Origin of the sequence: Microbacterium lacus (genome assembly GCF_044794305.1) — a bacterium.
Taxonomy (GTDB): Bacteria; Actinomycetota; Actinomycetes; order Actinomycetales; family Microbacteriaceae; genus Microbacterium; species Microbacterium lacus_B.
The window spans coordinates 1,152,726-1,169,797 of sequence record NZ_CP084996.1 but is presented as its reverse complement, the minus strand read 5'-3'; the positions used below and the strand labels follow the sequence as shown (position 1 = coordinate 1,169,797).

At 65.2% G+C, this 17,072-nt stretch carries 16 protein-coding genes and 1 tRNA gene; 12 read left to right on the top strand and 5 right to left on the bottom strand.

Annotated features, from left to right (window positions below):
- Position 1 precedes the first annotated feature (1 nt).
- Entirely contained in the window at positions 2-595 is a 594-nt protein-coding gene (recR, locus tag LG299_RS05780; RefSeq protein ID WP_404434041.1) for a recombination mediator RecR, read from the top strand.
- An 11-nt stretch (positions 596-606) separates the two neighbouring features.
- Here the strand turns inward: recR and LG299_RS05775 are convergent, their stop codons facing one another.
- Positions 607-1,098, bottom strand: a complete 492-nt coding sequence (locus LG299_RS05775; protein ID WP_404434039.1) for a hypothetical protein — start codon at positions 1,096-1,098, stop codon at positions 607-609.
- 146 nt (positions 1,099-1,244) lie between these two features.
- Between LG299_RS05775 and LG299_RS05770 the strand changes: the two genes are divergently transcribed.
- Genes LG299_RS05770 through LG299_RS05730 form a run of 9 tightly spaced genes read left to right on the top strand, consistent with a single transcriptional unit; the run spans position 1,245 to position 11,617 of the window.
- Positions 1,245-2,531 (top strand): aspartate kinase, encoded by a 1,287-nt coding sequence (locus LG299_RS05770; RefSeq protein WP_404434038.1) that lies wholly within the window; start codon positions 1,245-1,247, stop codon positions 2,529-2,531.
- Positions 2,532-2,559: 28 nt separating this feature from the next.
- On the top strand, positions 2,560-3,630 hold the full coding sequence (locus tag LG299_RS05765) for an aspartate-semialdehyde dehydrogenase (RefSeq protein ID WP_404434036.1): 1,071 nt from the start codon (positions 2,560-2,562) through the stop codon (positions 3,628-3,630).
- A 12-nt stretch (positions 3,631-3,642) separates the two neighbouring features.
- The gene (locus LG299_RS05760; protein ID WP_404434035.1) at positions 3,643-4,350 is read left to right on the top strand and encodes a VIT1/CCC1 transporter family protein; all 708 of its coding nucleotides are present in this window, start codon (positions 3,643-3,645) and stop codon (positions 4,348-4,350) included.
- A 51-nt stretch (positions 4,351-4,401) separates the two neighbouring features.
- Positions 4,402-5,832 carry a malate dehydrogenase (quinone) gene (gene mqo, locus LG299_RS05755; protein WP_404434816.1) on the top strand — a complete coding sequence of 477 codons (1,431 nt, stop codon included), beginning with the start codon at positions 4,402-4,404 and terminating at the stop codon, positions 5,830-5,832.
- A 25-nt stretch (positions 5,833-5,857) separates the two neighbouring features.
- Entirely contained in the window at positions 5,858-7,870 is a 2,013-nt protein-coding gene (locus LG299_RS05750; protein ID WP_404434034.1) for a DUF2207 domain-containing protein, read from the top strand.
- 19 nt (positions 7,871-7,889) lie between these two features.
- Positions 7,890-8,537, top strand: a complete 648-nt coding sequence (locus LG299_RS05745; RefSeq protein ID WP_404434032.1) for a thymidine kinase — start codon at positions 7,890-7,892, stop codon at positions 8,535-8,537.
- Positions 8,538-8,564: 27 nt separating this feature from the next.
- Positions 8,565-9,584 carry a UDP-glucose 4-epimerase GalE gene (gene galE, locus LG299_RS05740; protein ID WP_404434030.1) on the top strand — a complete coding sequence of 340 codons (1,020 nt, stop codon included), beginning with the start codon at positions 8,565-8,567 and terminating at the stop codon, positions 9,582-9,584.
- A 55-nt stretch (positions 9,585-9,639) separates the two neighbouring features.
- A complete protein-coding gene (locus LG299_RS05735; RefSeq protein WP_404434029.1) occupies positions 9,640-10,350 on the top strand; it encodes a FadR/GntR family transcriptional regulator in 711 nt (236 codons plus the stop codon).
- Positions 10,351-10,381: 31 nt separating this feature from the next.
- A complete protein-coding gene (locus LG299_RS05730) occupies positions 10,382-11,617 on the top strand; it encodes an alpha-hydroxy-acid oxidizing protein (RefSeq protein ID WP_404434027.1) in 1,236 nt (411 codons plus the stop codon).
- 3 nt (positions 11,618-11,620) lie between these two features.
- On the opposite strand, the gene LG299_RS05725 is transcribed toward LG299_RS05730, so the two are convergent.
- The 4 genes from LG299_RS05725 to LG299_RS05710 form a co-directional block, all read right to left on the bottom strand.
- Positions 11,621-12,388: an HAD-IIB family hydrolase gene (locus tag LG299_RS05725; RefSeq protein WP_404434025.1), complete on the bottom strand. Its 768-nt coding sequence runs from the start codon at positions 12,386-12,388 to the stop codon at positions 11,621-11,623.
- A 28-nt stretch (positions 12,389-12,416) separates the two neighbouring features.
- Positions 12,417-12,493: transfer RNA gene (locus tag LG299_RS05720), tRNA-Pro, on the bottom strand.
- Between the two features lie 74 nt (positions 12,494-12,567).
- Entirely contained in the window at positions 12,568-13,503 is a 936-nt protein-coding gene (locus tag LG299_RS05715) for a metallophosphoesterase (protein ID WP_404434023.1), read from the bottom strand.
- A complete protein-coding gene (locus LG299_RS05710; RefSeq protein ID WP_404434022.1) occupies positions 13,500-16,268 on the bottom strand; it encodes a transglycosylase domain-containing protein in 2,769 nt (922 codons plus the stop codon). The genes LG299_RS05715 and LG299_RS05710 overlap by 4 nt, the downstream gene beginning before the upstream one ends.
- A gap of 109 nt (positions 16,269-16,377) precedes the next feature.
- On the opposite strand from LG299_RS05710, the gene LG299_RS05705 reads away from it, so the two are divergent.
- Both LG299_RS05705 and LG299_RS05700 read left to right on the top strand, forming a co-directional pair.
- Positions 16,378-16,599, top strand: a complete 222-nt coding sequence (locus tag LG299_RS05705) for a hypothetical protein (RefSeq protein ID WP_404434020.1) — start codon at positions 16,378-16,380, stop codon at positions 16,597-16,599.
- Positions 16,596-17,063, top strand: coding sequence for a RidA family protein (locus LG299_RS05700; protein ID WP_404434018.1), 468 nt, complete (start codon positions 16,596-16,598; stop codon positions 17,061-17,063). Before LG299_RS05705 ends, LG299_RS05700 begins: the two co-directional genes overlap by 4 nt.
- Positions 17,064-17,072: the final 9 nt, after the last annotated feature.

Below are 17,072 nucleotides of genomic sequence, written 5' to 3'. Positions count from 1 at the left end.
CATGTATGACGGCATCGTTCAAGAGTTGATCGACGAGTTCGGGCGCCTGCCCGGTATCGGTCCGAAGTCAGCCCAGCGCATCACTTTTCACATTCTGCAGACACCCGACTTCGACGTCGCGCGACTGGGACACCTTCTCGCTGAGGTGCGCGACAAGGTGCGCTTCTGCGAGGTGTGCGGCAACGTGTCCGAACAGGACCGCTGCGTCATTTGCCGCGACCCTCGGCGTAGCTTGTCGGTCATCTGCGTGGTCGAAGATGCCAAGGATGTGTCGGCGATCGAGCGCACGCGCGAGTTCCGCGGGCTGTACCACGTGCTGGGCGGTGCCATCAGCCCGATCGGTGGCATCGGTCCCGATGACCTGCGCATCACGCAACTCATGCAGCGTCTGGCCGATGGCACCGTGCAAGAAGTGATTCTCGCCACCAACCCCAACCTCGAAGGTGAGGCGACGGCGACCTACCTCAGCCGGTTGTTGCGCTCGCTCGAGATCACGGTGACCAGGCTGGCCTCTGGGCTGCCCGTGGGCGGCGACCTTGAGTACGCCGATGAGGTCACGCTCGGGCGTGCGTTCGAGGGCCGCCGCACGGTCTGAGGGTCTGGCGCTCAGCGCAGCACTTCGACAAGCGCCACCCACGACACGACGAGCGCCGCGACGATGGCGATCAACGCGCCGCAGGCCGAGACGAACATCGCCGTGGGCTGGTCCACGAGCAAGAGTGCGCTTGCGACGATGTAGGCGGTAGGGGGCAGAAATCCGATCAAGGCCTTCGCCCACCGCTTCTGATCAAGCGGATCTGGATCCTTGGCCAAGAGCCGCGCGGTGCTGATCTGCAGGATCAGCGCGGCCATCGCGAGGCCGAGCATGACCGCGCCGAACCACGCGTCGGTGATCCTCGGCATCAATGCGACGGCCGAGACGGCCAGGGCGAGGACGAGCATGACGATCCCCGAACCCAGCCGCGCGGTGAGCGTACGTGACTTCACGATGACGCTGATGTTGACACTTGCCGCGACGATCACGAGGCCGGCGAGAGCGGCCGTTGCCCCCACGATCGCGACGTGGAAGTCCGTCCACTCCGCCAGCAGGTCCGCCATGGGTGCACTCTATCGACTGCCACGATCAACCGTTCGTTGTCGATTGAGGCACCGCGTCACATGATCGGCCGGGCATGACGGCGTCCGTAAGATAGTGCGTTGGGGTAGACCGCATCCGCCCCTGCAGTCTTTCGGGAGTCTCACACATGGCGCTGATCGTCCAGAAGTACGGCGGGTCGTCCGTCGCCGATGCAGAGAGCATCAAGCGCGTCGCCAAGCGCATTGTCGATACTCGCCGTGCCGGCCACGATGTGGTCGTCGCCGTGAGCGCGATGGGCGACACCACCGACGAGTTGCTCGACCTCGCGAACCAGGTCGCGCCCATGCCGGCTCCACGTGAGCTCGACATGCTTCTCTCGAGCGGTGAGCGCATCTCGATGGCTCTGCTGGCGATGGCCATCCACTCGATGGGCTTCGAAGCGCGCTCGTTCACCGGCAGCCAAGCCGGAATGATTACGGATGCTACGCACGGCGCCGCACGCATTGTCGACGTGACTCCGATTCGCCTGCGCGAGGCCCTCGACGAGGGTGCGATCGTCATCGTTGCCGGCTTCCAGGGATTCAACCGCGATACCCGCGACATCACCACGCTCGGCCGCGGTGGCTCCGACACGACAGCCGTCGCTCTGGCGGCAGCGCTGAGCGCCGACGTCTGTGAGATTTACAGCGATGTCGACGGCATCTACACCGCCGACCCGCGCGTTGTGCCGAAGGCTCGCAAGCTCGGTGCGGTCTCGAGCGAAGAGATGCTCGAGCTCGCTGCGAATGGCGCGAAGGTGTTGTACATCCGTGCGGTCGAGTACGCCCGCCGCCACAACGTACTGATCCACTCGCGCTCAACCTTTAGTTCGGGCGTCGGCACCTGGGTGCTCGCCGCCGGTATGACCCGCCCGGACGGGCAAGAGGGAGAAGAAATGGAAGAGCCGATCGTCGCGGGAGTCGCGACCGACCTCAGTCAGGCCAAAGTCACCGTCATCGGGGTACCGGATGTTCCAGGCAAGGCCGCGGAGATCTTCAAGGTCATTGCGAAGTCCGGCGCGAACGTCGACATGATCGTCCAGAACGTCTCGGCGGCAACGACTGGGCGCACCGACATCTCCTTCACCCTCCCCAAGACGGATGCCGCAATGGCGCTGAAGGCGCTCGCCGGCGACCAGGTCGAGATCGGCTTCCAGAACCTCGTGCACGATGACCAGATCGGCAAGCTCTCGGTCGTGGGCGCTGGCATGCGCACGCACTCGGGTGTATCGGCCACGCTGTTCGAGGCGCTGAGCGTGTCGGGTATCAACATCGAGATGATCTCGACCTCGGAGATCCGTATTTCGGTCGTCGTCCGCGGCGACGACCTCGCCGAGGCTGCTCGGATGGTGCACACCGCGTACGGCCTCGACGGCGACAATGACGCTGTCGTCCACGCCGGCACCGGACGCTGATCGCTTCGACGAAGATAGGATTTCGGCCATGACCCGTATCTCTGACTCAGGACTCTCTGTTGCCGTTGTCGGCGCCACCGGACAGGTGGGCACCGTCATGCGCGAGATTCTCGCGGAGCGCGCTTTCCCGATTCGCGAGCTGCGCCTGTTCGGTACCTCGCGTTCTGCCGGCACGGCGATCGAGTTCGCCGGCGAGACCGTGATCGTCGAAGATATCGAGACCGCTGACCCTGCCGACGTCGACATCGCGCTGTTCTCCGCCGGAGCGACCGGCAGCCGCGCTCACGCTCCGCGGTTCGCGGCAGCGGGCGCGCTCGTTATCGACAACTCGAGCGCATGGCGCATGGATCCGGATGTGCCGCTGGTCGTGAGCGAGGTCAACCCGCACGCGATCGCCGAAGCCACCAAGGGCATCGTCGCCAACCCCAACTGCACCACGATGGCCGCAATGCCGGTTTTGAAGGTGCTGGATGCTGCCGCCGGCCTCAGGCGACTCATCGTCTCGACTTACCAGGCCGTCTCTGGCTCGGGTCTCGCCGGAGCGCGAGAACTTCTCGGTCAGGTTGAGGGCGTGCTCGCCCAGGGCCACACCCTCGATCTCGTCCACGACGGATCTGCGGTCGAGTTTCCCCAGCCCGAGAAGTACGTCGCTCCGATCGCGTTCGACGTGATCCCGCTCGCCGGCAATCTCGTCGACGACGGCTGGAACGAGACCGACGAAGAGAAGAAGCTCCGAAACGAGAGCCGAAAGATTCTCGAGCTGCCCGACCTCCGTGTCGCGGGCACCTGCGTACGCGTGCCGGTGTTCACCGGTCACTCCCTGTCGATCCACGCCGAGTTTGCTCGCGACATCACGCCGGACCAGGCTCGTGAGCTGCTCGCCTCGGCGCCCGGTGTCGTCCTCGAAGAAGTCCCGACGCCCCTGTACGCCGCGGGCAAAGACCCGAGCTTCGTGGGACGCATTCGTGCCGACCAGTCCGCCCCTGAAGGCAAGGGACTCGTGCTGTTCATCAGCAACGACAACCTGCGCAAGGGTGCGGCATTGAACGCCGTCCAGATCGCGGAGGTTGTCGCGGCTTCGCTCGGCGCGAACGCCTGATCGAAGCATCCGGTGGTCGATTCCGCGATCGTCCGCAAATGGGTGCTCGACGCGAACGACGGGATCATCTCGACGACGGGCATCGTCCAAGGGTTCTCGGGAGCCGGCGCGAGCGATGAGACTGTCCTCTTCGCAGCGATGACGCTGATGGTCACCGGCGGCCTTTCGCTCGCGGGAGCCGCCTACGCGGAGGCAGCTCAGGATCGAGCGGCCGAGCTCACCCTGATCTCTGAAGAACAGCGCCGTCTGACGATGAGTCCAGACGAAGAGCAGGCACAGCTTCGGGATCACTATGTCAAGCGAGGGCTCGAGCCGGCGCTCGCTGAACAGGTTGCTGCTCAGCTCATGAGCAAAGACCCTTTGGCGGCGCAACTCGAAACCGAGTACGGCATTCTCGATGGCGCACCCCCTGCGACCCGTCCGTGGATCGTTGCGTTGCGCGGCTTCTTCGGCTTCTTGTCGGGCGCTCTTCCGCTGACCATGGCGGTGGTCTTCACCGGAGACGACTGGCGGCTCTCGGTGGCCCTGACCGTCGTCGTCATCTCTCTGACGATCACGGGCTTGGTCTCTGCGCGCGCGGGCACCGGGCATCCGCGGCGCGCGGTGATTCGATCAATCACGATCGGCCTGCTCATCGCGGTGCTCGCGTTCATCGCCGGAAACGTGTTCGAGGTCCTCGACCAGTTCATCCCGCAAATCGACGTGGACGGCGACACGTAGAATCGAAGGGTGACCGAACCCGTGGATGTAGTGCTCATCGGTGGTGGCATCATGAGCGCCACCCTGGGCACGTTGATTTCTGAACTCCAGCCCGACTGGAAGATCGTCGTATACGAGCGCCTGCACGACGTCGCGCTCGAAAGCTCGAACGCGTGGAACAACGCGGGCACGGGCCACGCGGCCCTTTGCGAGTTGAACTACACCCCCGAAGGCCCCGACGGGAGTGTCGACCCTGCGAAGGCGATCTCTATCAACGAGCAGTTCCAGCAAAGCCGCCAGCTGTGGTCGTCGCTCGTCGACGAGGGCGTCTTGGACGCCCCCTCGACTTTTATCAACTCGACCCCGCACATGACTTTCGTGACGGGCGAGAAAGATGTCGCGTTCCTCAAAACCCGGTACGAGGCTCTGAAAGACCAGCCGCTGTTCGCCGGTATCGAGTACAGCGAAGACTCGCGCGTGATCAACACCTGGGCACCACTTCTCATGCAGAAGCGTCGCGCGGGTGAGCCGTTCGCGGCAACGCGCGTGCCCGCGGGCACGGATGTCGACTTCGGCGCGTTGACTCACCAGCTCTTCGACAACCTCGAGGCGCGCGGCGCGGAGGTCGTCACCAACCGCGAGGTGCGGACACTGAAGCAGCAGCCCGATGGCACGTGGCTGATCAAGTGGCGCAACTCCATCGGCCGCACCCCCGGTACGACGAAGGCTCGGTTCGTCTTCGTCGGTGCGGGCGGCTGGGCGATCAAACTTCTGCAGCGCTCGGGAATTCCCGAGATCAAGGGGTACGGAGTATTCCCGATCGGTGGGCAGTGGCTCAAGACGAGCAACCCCGCACTCGTCGCTCAGCACAAGGCAAAGGTCTACTCGCAGGCGTCGGTGGGCGCTCCGCCGATGTCGGTGCCGCACCTCGACACGCGCGTCGTCGACGGCGAGACCTCGCTGCTGTTCGGGCCGTTTGCGACCTTCAGCCCGAAGTTCCTCAAGAACGGGTCGATGCTCGACCTGTTCACGCAGGTGCGTCCCCACAACCTGGGGCCCATGCTGAAGGTGGCGATCGACAACCCGTCGCTGATCACCTACCTCGTCGGCGAGCTGCTCAAGAACCACGAGAAGAAGGTCGACAGCCTTCGCACGTTCATGCCGACCGCCAAGGACGAGGACTGGGAGCTGCTCAACGCTGGGCAGCGCGCCCAGGTCATGAAGAAAGACCCCAAGAAGGGCGGGGTGCTGCAGTTCGGCACCGAAGTCATCACCGGGGCCGATGGCACCATCGCCGGGCTCCTGGGCGCGTCTCCGGGCGCCTCGACGGCCGTGTCTATCATGCTCGGACTTCTGAAGAACTGCTTCCCCGACCACATCGACGGGTGGGAGCCCCGCTTGCGTGAGCTGATCCCCAGCTACGGCGAGACGCTGAACACCCGACCCGAGGTGGCCGAAGAGTCCCTTACCGAAACGGCAGAGACGCTCGCACTGACGGCGTGACCCCCAGCGGCTCTACTCTGAGTGCATGATCGCTGGGCGCGGGCAGGGGCGGGGAGTGCTCTTGCGGGGGTTCGTCACCCTGCTCATCGCAGTCGCCGTCGTCGTGCACGCGGCGCCGGCGGCAGCATCCGCCACCGTTCTTGGCGACACCGCGCGCGCGTCCGCCGCGTTGTCGGTCGATGACTTCACCTACGACTCCTTCGCGGCCGAGTACTGGCTGATTCGCGGGCCCGGTGGCGAGAGCCGGCTGTTCACGACCGAGACTCTCGTCGCGCGTTTTCCCGAGTTCGATCAGAACAAGGGCATTGTGCGTTGGTTGCCGCGCTCTGACTCGGGGATCGATCTGCAGACGAGCGTGGTGAGCGTCACCGGAGCGGACGGCGCGCCCGTGGCGTGGTGGACGGAGTCCGACGAAGACAACATCTATGTCCTCACGGGCGGGGATGAGTACGTCCGCGGTGTGCAGACCTACGTGATCTCGTACACGATGCGCGATGTCGTCCTCCGCTACGACGACACCGACGCGGACGAGTTCTCCTGGGATGTCGTCGGCACCGACCATGTGCAGCCCTTCAATTCTGCCAGCGCCCAGGTGCACATCGCGGGGGAGCCCGCAGAGGGGCTGATCGACGGCCGCTCGTTCTGCTATCGCGGCCCCGCAGGATCCACCGACCAGTGCGACATCGCCGCGGTTCCCGCGTCGACGTGGCCGGGTGTCGTGACCGCGTGGGCGGCGTCGCTGGGGGTTCCGGATGCCTCGTCCTCCGCGTCAACGGTCACCGCAGATATCGGCAGCCTGGCCGCGGGAGAGGGTGCGACGCTGGCGATCGGCTTCACCCAGGGCACCTTCGCCGCTCCGAGCCCGCCTCCTCCTGCGCCATACCCCTGGTGGCAGTGGATTCTTCCCGCGATCGCACTGCTCACTGGACTGGCCGGGCTGCTGTTCGTCCTCGTCCTCAAGGTCGTACTGCGGAGAAACCCCGACCGGTCGCCGGTCATCGTGCAGTACAGCCCGCCGAAAGACGAATCACTCACTCTCTCAGCCGGAGTGCTGGGCGTGCCCGAGCGTGCGCTCGCCGCACACGTCGTCGATCTCGCCGTGCGCGATCGGATCGAGATCCGCGCGAGCGGCGGGCGTGATGAGCCGGGCGATTTCGACCTCGTCCTTGTCGACTCGGGAGGCCTCGATCACGACGACCGTCGGGTGATCGACACGCTCTTCGGCCGCAAGGCTGCGGCTGGCGCCAAGATAGACCTCGGCTCGTTTGCTCGTCAGCCTCCGAGTCGGGCCGTGACTTACCTTCGACGCATCGACGAGTTCACCATCCAGCGCGGCTACCGCGGGCTTACCCCCGGTTGGGTTGCGGCTGTCCGAGGCGCCGCACAGATAATCGGACTTGGCTCGGCCTTCGCGTTGATCTTCTTCGGCGATGCCGCATTCGACGTCATGAACGACATCGCGCCAATCGGCAACATCCTCTATGTCGGCGCCATTGTGAGCGGCTTCTTCGCAGGCTTCATCCTGCCCATGTTCTCGGTGCCCTCGTCCACGCTGACGCTGGCGGGCGGGATGCATCTGACCTACCTCGAGGGTGTTCGTGAATACCTGGCCCTCGCTGAGGAGGATCGACTGCGCGCAGCCCAAGCACCCCAGACGGCCGATCTCGTATCGTCCGGTACGCGTGGCTTCGGTGAGCAGCCGAACCAGCCCGGCGCCGACGTCGTGAATCTCTATGAACGCCTTCTGCCGTACGCGGTGCTCTTCGGGCTCGAGCGTGACTGGATCGAGGTCGTGCGCTCGGCGGCACCGGTGGCTGCCGCATCCGTCGCCCGCCTGTCGTTGTTCGACGCCGTGAGTTCCAGGGCGCTGTCGGATGCTTCGTCGTCCATCGGCCGACTCGCCGCAACCCCGGTCTCGCGGGGGTCCAGTGGGTCGAGCGGTTCGTCCTCGAGTTCGGGCTGGTCCTCCTCCGGCGGGTCCTCCGGGGGAGGTTCGTCGGGCGGGGGCGGCGGAGGCGGCGGCTTCGGCGGACGCTGAACCGGACTACTCTCGACACGTGGCCAAACTGTATTTCCGCTACGGAGCGATGAACTCCGGGAAGTCCACCTCCCTTCTGCAGGCTGCCTACAACTACGAAGAGCGCGGACAGCGGGTACTCCTGGCCAAGCCTGCGATCGACACAAAAGGTGCCGAGCAGGTCACGAGCCGGTTGGGGATGTCGCGGAACGTCGACTTCTTGATTCCCCCGGGTGCGGGCGTCCGAGATCTGTTCGCCGCACACCGATCGCGAATCCGGCATGACTCCGTCGAGGCGCTCGTGCCTGCGCTTCACGGGCGACCCGCTGATGTGGCGTGTCTGCTGATCGATGAGGCGCAGTTTCTCACGCCCGACCAGGTTGATGATCTGCTGCGGATCGTCGTACTGGACGGTGTGCCCGTCCTGGCGTATGGCATCCGCACGGACTTCCAGACCCACGCCTTTCCCGGCTCTCGTCGGTTGCTCGAACTCGCTCACAGCCTTGAAGAGCTCAAGACCATCTGCCGATGCGGCCGCAAGGCGCTCTTCAATGCGAGACTCGTCGGCGGACGCTTCGTTTTCGATGGTGACCAGGTGGCCATCGACGAGCTCACAACCGATCGCGTGACGTACGAATCGATGTGCGCCGAGTGCTACCTGCGCGAGTCCGGTGGACAGATAGGCTGACCGGCCGTCACCGGTAGCCTGGGACACATGCGCGTTCTTCTTGCCGGCGGCGCCGGCTACGTCGGTGCCCACACGGCCGTTGCCCTTCTCGATGCCGGTCACGAAGTCGTCTTGCTCGATGACCTCTCCAACACTTCGTCGATCGCCGCCGAGCGCATCGCTCAGATCACCGGCAAGCCGGCGCCGTTGGTTGTCGGCGATGCATCTGACGATTCGGTGGTCGCGGGCGTGTTCGACGAGCACGGCCCGATCGACGCGATCGTGCACCTGGCCGCGTTCAAGGCCGTGGGGGAGTCGATGCAGCAGCCGTTGGAGTACTACTCGAACAACCTCGACACCACCTTCGCACTGGTGCGGGTGGGGGTGGCGCGAGGCATCCGTTCCTTCGTCTTTTCATCGACCGGAACCGTCTACGCCGACCCGGCTGACCTGCCGTTCACCGAAGACTCCACCACCAGCGTCGACCTGTCGAATCCGTACAGCAAGTCCAAGCGTATGAACGAGGTCGTGCTCGAAGACGTCGCACGCGTTCATCCCGATCTCAACGTCACCGTGCTGCGGTACTTCAACCCGGTCGGCGCGCACGAGTCGGGGCTGATCGGTGAAGACCCGTCGGGAATCCCGAACAACCTCATGCCGTTCGTGCAGCGTGTCGCAGTCGGCACTCTTGAGCGCATCGGCATCTTCGGTGCCGACTACGACACCCCAGACGGAACGGGGTTGCGCGACTACATCCACGTCGTCGACCTTGCCCTCGGGCACGTGGCGGCGCTCGAGAAGGCGCAGCCCGGCTTCACGGTCTATAACCTCGGCACGGGGCGACCGGTGAGCGTTCTGGAGCTCATTGCGGCGTTCGAGCGCGCGGTCGGACGCGAGTTGCCCCAGACGATCCTCGGTCGTCGGCCCGGAGACGTCGACGCGACCTATTGCGACCCGTCGAAGGCGGCGCGCGAGCTTGACTGGGTCGGGACGCGCACGATCGACGACGCGACCCGCGACGCGTGGAACTGGCAGTCGCGCAACCCGCAGGGGTTCGCCACCGCTTGACTCCTTGCGCTGTGGTCAGACCACACGCTACTGTGGTCAGACCACAAGGAGTTCTATGTCAGATCTGTCTCGCGCCTGGCGCGTCGTCCTCGCGGCGATCGAGGGCGATCTGCAGTCCGGCAGACTTGCTCCCGGTGACCGCCTCCCGTCCGAGCGCGATCTCGCCTCGAGCCTCGGGGTCGGACGCTCGAGCGTTCGCGAAGCACTACGGGTTCTCGAGGTCATGGGACTTCTCCGCACCGCCACCGGTTCCGGCCCGAACTCGGGCGCGATCATCACCGCGACTCCGCAAGGCGGGCTCTCGGCCTTCCTCAGGCTCCAGGTTGCAGCGCAGGGCTTCCCGCTCGATGATGTCGTCGCCACGCGTCTCGTCCTCGAAAGTGCCGTTGTCGCGGCACTCGCGGCAGATCCTCAGCGATCCACCGCCGACGCGCGCATCGTGTGCGACGCGATGGATGCGCCCGACCTGACCCCGGCCGAGTTTCTTGCACTCGACGCCCAGTTGCATCTCGCGCTGGCCGAGGCATCCGGCAATCAGGTCATCGCCGCCATGATGGCGGGCCTGCGCACTTCGATCGAGTCGTACGTTCAGGCGGGTGCGGAAGGAATTGCGGATTGGGATGCTGCCGCCCGTCGCCTCCGCCACGAACACCGTGCGGTCCTCGACGCTGTCGACGCGGGCGACGTTGAGAACGCACGCACACTCATCCACGACCACATCACCGGCTACTACGCCGAGGCCGGGCTCGCCCGCGCACATGGCTGACTCTCGTCTACACCCAGGAAGGCACCCCCACATGGTTACCCGTCAATTTCCGAAACCCTCTGAGCTTCTCGAGGTGATGAGTTTCAAGAAGCCCGAGTTCAACGGCAAGAAGCGTCGCCTCGACTCCGCGCTCACCATCTACGACCTGCGCACGATCGCCAAGCGCCGCACGCCCAAGGCCGCGTTCGATTACACCGACGGCGCAGCCGAGGGCGAACTGTCGCTCTCGCGCGCCCGTCAGGCCTTCGAAGACGTCGAGTTCCATCCCGGCGTCCTTCGCCCGGCGCCCGATGTCGACACTTCCGTCGAGGTGCTCGGCGGCCCGTCGGCACTGCCCTTCGGCATCGCACCCACCGGGTTCACGAGGCTCATGCAGACCGAGGGCGAGATCGCCGGAGCGGGTGCCGCGGCAGCCGCTGGTATCCCGTTCACGCTTTCGACACTGGGTACGACGACGATTGAAGACGTCAAGGCAGCAAACCCGAATGGGCGCAACTGGTTCCAGCTCTACGTCATGCGCGATCGAGAGATTTCGTACGGCCTTGTGAAGCGTGCGGCTGAAGCGGGGTTCGACACGCTCCAGTTCACCGTCGACACCCCGGTGGCCGGGGCGCGCCTGCGTGACAAGCGCAACGGCTTCTCGATCCCGCCGCAGTTGACCGTCGGGACGATCCTCAACGCGATCCCGCGCCCGTGGTGGTGGTACGACTTCCTCACCACACCCAAGCTCGAGTTCGCTTCGCTCGCGACCACCGGCGGCACCGTCGGCGAACTGCTCAACTCCGCGATGGACCCCACGATCAGCTACGACGATCTGGCGATCATTCGCGACCTCTGGCCCGGCAAGATCGTCGTCAAGGGCGTGCAGAACGTCGAAGACTCGAAGCGGCTCATCGACTCGGGCGTGGATGGCATCATCCTCTCCAACCACGGTGGACGGCAGCTCGACCGCGCGCCTGTGCCGTTCCACCTCCTCCCGCAGGTGGTCCGCGAGGTCGGTTCTGATGCGACGGTCATGGTCGATACCGGAATCATGAACGGCGCAGACATCGTCGCGTCGATGGCGCTCGGCGCAAAGTTCACCCTGATCGGTCGCGCCTACCTCTACGGGCTGATGGCCGGAGGGCGGGAGGGCGTTGACCGCACAATCGCGATCCTGCGCGACGAGATCGAACGCACGATGAAGCTCCTCGGTGTGTCAACCATCGCTGAGCTCGAGCCGAAGCACGTCACTCAATTGCACCGGCTGGTGCCGCTGGGCTCTTAGGGCTCAGACCCGGCGGGGGAGGGTGGGGATGAGGCTGTCGAGATACTCGGCGGTCTCTTCCCAGCCCTCGACAGCGTGACACGCGACACCCATCGCCAGCACCGGGTAGTCGTTGCCGTCCGGGTCGAGCCGGTCACCGACGAACAGCATGTCGTCGAGCGAGATGCCGGTCTGCTCCGACAGCTTGCGCATGCCGTAAGACTTATCGATGCCGCGGTGGGTGATGTCGACCGAGGTCGACCCACCCGAGCGCACCTCAAGGTCGGGAATGCGGCTCTGCACCGCTGCGCGCAACGTGTTCTTCTTCTCGCCGGTCGGATCCCACGCGGTCTTCGCATCCAGCGGTGCCCGCTGGCCGAGGGCCGAGAACGTGATCTGCGAGCCGCGGTCTTCGAGGATGTCGCCCCAGGTCTCGGACTCCCACAGGTCGAGCTGACGTGCTTCTTCTTCGACGGCGGCGAGGGCGCGGGCCTTCTCGTCGTCGGTCAGTGAGAGTGCGTACACCGTGATGATGCCGTCGTCGCCGATGCGGTAGTACTGCGTTCCGCACGTGGGGAGAAGGTGGAAGTTCGCAGAGACGGATGCCGCGGCATCCGGAAGCCTGTCAACCACCTGCGTCGTGAACTGGGCCAACTGCCCGCCCGAGATGATCGCCACCTCGACGCGCTCGGCGAGAGCAACCAAGAGGTCGCCGATGCGCGGATCGATGGCTGACTTCGACGGCGCAAGCGTGTCGTCAAGGTCGAAGGCAACAAGGCGGATGGCGCTCATGAGCAGGAATCCCTCGCGTGTCTCGCTGTGGTCGGGGTGACAGGATTTGAACCTGCGGCCTCGTCGTCCCGAACGACGCGCGCTACCAAGCTGCGCCACACCCCGTCGCCGCTCTCGCGGCAACCCTCCGAGTCTACCCGATACCGGGATGTGCTTCGAACGGGTTCAGGCTTTCACGATCACTCTGAGGCAGTGAGATTGAGAAGGGATGCTTCGGGTCGACACGCGAACCGCACCGGTGCATAGATCGAGTGGCCCAGTCCGGCGCTGACGTTCAGAGGGATGGTCCGGCCGAGGCGAGTCCACTCGCTGAGTCCACGCGCCTGTGGAAGCGGAATATCGCAGTTGGCGACAAGCGCTCCGAAGCCGGGGACGCGAACTTGCCCGCCATGTGTGTGGCCGGCGAGCGTCAGATCGGCGCCGAGATCGACGAAGGCATCGAGTACGCGGATGTACGGTGCGTGGGTCACCCCGAGGGTGACGACTCCTGTGCCGTCCTCTTGAAGCTCAGCAAGAGCATCCGGCAGAGCGTCCAGCCGGTCCCACCCGCGGTGCGCGTCACTCACCCCGAACAGGTCGACGCGCTGGCCCCCGGCATCGAGTGCGCCCACGGCGTTGTTCAGCTCGAGCCAGCCCAACTCGTCACGAAGGTATCCGTCGAGCGCGTGTGTTTCGAGCGGCTCTGCCGCCGCGACGTGCTTCGACGGACCCATGAAGTAGCGGAGTGGGTTGCGGGGGCTCGGCGCAGCGTGGTCGTTGGAGCCGTGCACGAACGCCCCGGGGATGCCCCGCAGCGGGTCGAACGCGGCACGCAGTCCCCGCAGCCCCTCAGGATGCCCGAGGTTGTCGCCGGTGTTGATGATCAGGTCGGGCTGGAGCCGAGCGAGCGCTCCAATCCAGGCCTGCTTGCGGTGTTGCCACGGCGCCATGTGAGCGTCCGAGATGTGCAGGACGCGGATCGGCGAAGAGCCGGGAGCGAGGATCGGCAGCTCATGCTCGCGCACAGTGAAGAGGTAGCGCTCGATTCCGATGCCCCAGATGGCGGCCCCTGCGGAGGCCGCCCCCACCGCAGCGAGTGCGGTGAGGGCGGCCTGATTCGCGCGAGCGCGGGTCATCCGTTGCCGCCTCCGTTACCGGGGGCTGTGCAGTTGCGCGCCTTGTAGTCCACGACGATCGCCGCATTGCGGTTGACGACGGAACCGGCTGCCGGCTGGGTGCCCGTGGCTTGGCTCTGGTTCTGGGCTGCGCCATCCTGCGTGCAGGTTCCGGGGATCACACTGCCGAACCCGGCAGCGCGCAACTCAGAGATGGCTCTGTCCAGCTGGCGCCCTGACACATCGGGAACCGAGATTCCCTGACCGTTGCTGGGGCTGATCGTGATGGTGCTGCCACCGTTCACGCGGCCGGCACCAGGGTTCTGGGCCGCGACGACGCCTTCGGCCTCGCCGGAGTCGATGGACGAGCCCACTTCGACGGAGAACCCGCGAGACTCCAGTGTCTGCCTCGCCTGATCCACGCTCATCCCAACGACGTTGGGGAGGTCGGTGAGAACGCGACGGGTGAGGTTGTTGTCAGGGGCCGCGAAGCGGTCGCCACCGTAGACGGCGTTCGCCGCGCGCTGGACCTCAGGGGCGATCTGATGGCGCAGATCCGACATCTTCACACCCTTGAACCAGCGCTGGAAGATGTTGCCCTCGCCGGTCGAGTTGCCGACCCAGACCGCCGTGGCGACCTTGGTGCTGGACTCGATCATCCACGTCTGGTGGTTCTCGTTCGTACCGGTCTTGCCGATGAGGGGAACGCCATCGAACGTGTTCGACGCACGGCCCGTCCCACCGCCGGCCATGACGCCCTCGAGGGCGTAGGCGGCGGTCGCCGCGACCTTCGGGTCGAGCACCTGGGTGCATGTCGTCTGAGGGATCGCGATGTCCGTGCCATCGGCGTTCGTGACGCGGTCGATCGCCTTCGGCTGGCAGTAGATGCCGTTGTTCGCGACGGTGGCGTAGGCGCCGGCCATCGCGATGGGCGACACGGCGGTGGACCCGATCACCGAGAAGAGGTTGCCCATGGTGACGGGATTGCCGTTGCCCTGGGTGACACCCATCTTGGCTGCGACCTTCTCGACATCACAGAGGTCGAGCTTCTCGGCCATCGCGAAGTAGCCCGTGTTCAGCGAGTCGCGCGTGAACTGCATGGGTGTGCCCGTGTAGCCGGACTGCTTGTTGAAGTTGTTGATGATGTCGCCTTCGACGTTGACCCAGTCGCCGCCGCAGATCTTCATGCGTTCGATCTCGCGGACGCGGCCGTTCAAGGTCTCGTTGACCGAGTGCCCCTTCTCGAGCCAGTCGATCAGGGTGAACAGCTTGAACGTGGAACCCGCCGCGAACCCGTCCGATCGACCGTACTTGCTGTCGGCGGCATAGATGAGCGAGGAGTAGTTGGGGTTGCCGATGACGTCCGCTGACTCATTGAATTCGGTGTTCTGGGCGATCGCCAGAATTCGGCCGGTCTGCGCTTCGATGCTGGCGACGGCGCCACCGAAGATACCGGTGACGTCGTTCACCATGCCCTCGACAGAGGTCGGTGTCCATTCGGCCATTGCTGCGTCAGCGACTGACTGCACGCGAGAGTCGAGGGTCGTGTAGATGTTGAGTCCCGCGCGTTGCAACAGGCGCAGACGTTCCTCTTGGGTCGCGCCGAACGCCTCATCCTGAAGAATGACGTTCTTCACGTACTGACAGAAGTACTCAGCGCCGACGGCGGCGACACAGCCGGTCGCCGCGCGGGTGATGTTCGGAGTGATCGGCTCGATGACGGCGGCGTCGTACTGCTCTTGAGTGATCTTGCCGTCGTCGAGCATGCGCGACAGCACATACAACTGGCGGCCTTTGGTAGAGGTGTAACCGTCGGCTGCCGCGAGGTACTGCTCCTGGGTGATTTCGCCCTCAGCGAGCTTGGTGTCGAGACCGGCCAGGAGTCCCTGAGGCGCGAGTACTTGCCCGTCAGGCTGCGCATTGATGGCGATGCCGTCGGCAGTCACGGATGTGCCACCCGTCTGGTCGATGCGATAGAGGTTCGGGTTCTGCACGATGCCTGCGAGGATCGCGGCCTGCGACACGCTCAATCCCGAGGCGGGTACACCGAAGTAGTACTTTGCGGCCGCGTCGATGCCGTACGTCGTGCCGCCGAAGTTGGCGATGTTCAGGTAGCCCAGAAGGATGTCGTTCTTGGAATACTTCTGCTCGAGCGAGATGGCATAGCGCATCTCTTGGAGCTTGCGCTGAATGCCGTCGGTGCCTTCCGCGGTCACCGCGTCGGTCCAGCAGTTCTGTAGGACTTCGAGCTCGGAAATTTCGGTGACGGTGCCGTCGTCCGCGGTTACCGTCTCGGCCTTGGCGTCGCGCTCGCACCGTTGAACAAGGATGTTCTTGACGTACTGCTGGCTGATCGACGATCCGCCCTGCAGCTCTCCACCACCCTGGAGGTTCGACACAAGGGCGCGGGTCGTGCCGATCAGGTCGATGCCGCCGTGCTGGTAGTACCGGGGGTCTTCAGACGAGAGGATCGCGTCGTACATGACGGGCGCGATCTGGTCGAACTCGACCGGCGAACGGTTCTGGTCGTAGAACTTCGCCATCTCGACGTACTCGCCGCTGTCGTAGTTCATCGCGTACATCGTCGCGGGAAGCATCAGGCTGTCAATGTCGAGTACGCTCGGGAGCTGGTCGAACATCTCGATGGCGCTGGTCGCAGCGTTACCCGTCAGCGCAATGGCGGGGGTGACGGTGGCGGTGATGAGCACACCCGCGACAGCGCTGAGGCCGACCAGACCAAGAAGGCCTCCGGCCACACCGCTAGCCGTTCGTTTCGTATCAGGCATAGGCTTGATCGTAGGGGAGCTACCTGGGCGATCCCTTTATGCCCCGCGCCCGTAGCCGAATCGGAACGCTCCCGCCGCCCAATCACTCCACCGACATGAGGAGCTCGATATGACGACGTGGGAGTACCTCACCACGCCCCTGCTCATCCACAACACCGCCGCGATCCTCAACAACTGGGGCAAGCAGGGGTGGGAGCTCGTCCAGGTCGTGCAGGGCCCCGAAGGCGGGCTGGTCGCCTACTTCAAGCGGCCCACCGGTGGGGGCGCGCAGAATGCAGGGCTGGATGCTGCGGCCGTCGCTGCGCAGCAGTTCGAAGGGGCCCGATCATGATCGTTTCGGAGCGCCTTGCCGAGCTTGGCATCGACCTTCCCGCCGTGGTGCCGCCGGTGGCAGCGTACGTCCCCGCGAAGGCTCACGGAGACCTGGTCTACACGGCCGGCCAGTTGCCGATGAGCGCTGGTGTTCTGCCCGCGACCGGCAAGGTCGGTGAGCGTGACGGGCTGGTCTCAGCATCCGACGCCGCAGGCTACGCCCGCCAGTGTGCCCTGAATGCGATCGCCGCAGCTGCGGCCGCCGTCGGCGGCGTCGACCGTCTCACGGGCGTGCTCAAGGTCACCGGCTTCGTGGCCTCGGTGCCCGAGTTCACCGGTCAGCCCGGTGTGATCAACGGCGCGAGCAATCTGCTCGGCGAGGTCTTCGGCGATGCGGGGCGGCACGCCCGATCCGCTGTCGGCGTGCCGGTGCTCCCGCTCGATTCTCCGGTCGAAGTCGAAGTCGTCTTCTCGTTCGCCTGATCTTCGTGA

What these genes read in the sequence shown, in the direction of transcription:
- LG299_RS05705 (WP_404434020.1), top strand. Translation starts at nt 16,378, where the DNA reads ATGACGACGTGGGAGTACCTCACCACGCCCCTGCTCATCCACAACACC.
- LG299_RS05750 (WP_404434034.1), top strand. Translation starts at nt 5,858, where the DNA reads ATGATCGCTGGGCGCGGGCAGGGGCGGGGAGTGCTCTTGCGGGGGTTC.
- LG299_RS05725 (WP_404434025.1), bottom strand. Translation starts at nt 12,388, where the DNA reads ATGAGCGCCATCCGCCTTGTTGCCTTCGACCTTGACGACACGCTTGCG.
- LG299_RS05715 (WP_404434023.1), bottom strand. Translation starts at nt 13,503, where the DNA reads ATGACCCGCGCTCGCGCGAATCAGGCCGCCCTCACCGCACTCGCTGCG.
- LG299_RS05765 (WP_404434036.1), top strand. Translation starts at nt 2,560, where the DNA reads ATGACCCGTATCTCTGACTCAGGACTCTCTGTTGCCGTTGTCGGCGCC.
- LG299_RS05710 (WP_404434022.1), bottom strand. Translation starts at nt 16,268, where the DNA reads ATGCCTGATACGAAACGAACGGCTAGCGGTGTGGCCGGAGGCCTTCTT.
- LG299_RS05735 (WP_404434029.1), top strand. Translation starts at nt 9,640, where the DNA reads ATGTCAGATCTGTCTCGCGCCTGGCGCGTCGTCCTCGCGGCGATCGAG.
- galE (WP_404434030.1), top strand. Translation starts at nt 8,565, where the DNA reads ATGCGCGTTCTTCTTGCCGGCGGCGCCGGCTACGTCGGTGCCCACACG.
- mqo (WP_404434816.1), top strand. Translation starts at nt 4,402, where the DNA reads ATGAGCGCCACCCTGGGCACGTTGATTTCTGAACTCCAGCCCGACTGG.
- LG299_RS05775 (WP_404434039.1), bottom strand. Translation starts at nt 1,098, where the DNA reads ATGGCGGACCTGCTGGCGGAGTGGACGGACTTCCACGTCGCGATCGTG.
- LG299_RS05730 (WP_404434027.1), top strand. Translation starts at nt 10,382, where the DNA reads ATGGTTACCCGTCAATTTCCGAAACCCTCTGAGCTTCTCGAGGTGATG.
- LG299_RS05770 (WP_404434038.1), top strand. Translation starts at nt 1,245, where the DNA reads ATGGCGCTGATCGTCCAGAAGTACGGCGGGTCGTCCGTCGCCGATGCA.
- recR (WP_404434041.1), top strand. Translation starts at nt 2, where the DNA reads ATGTATGACGGCATCGTTCAAGAGTTGATCGACGAGTTCGGGCGCCTG.
- LG299_RS05700 (WP_404434018.1), top strand. Translation starts at nt 16,596, where the DNA reads ATGATCGTTTCGGAGCGCCTTGCCGAGCTTGGCATCGACCTTCCCGCC.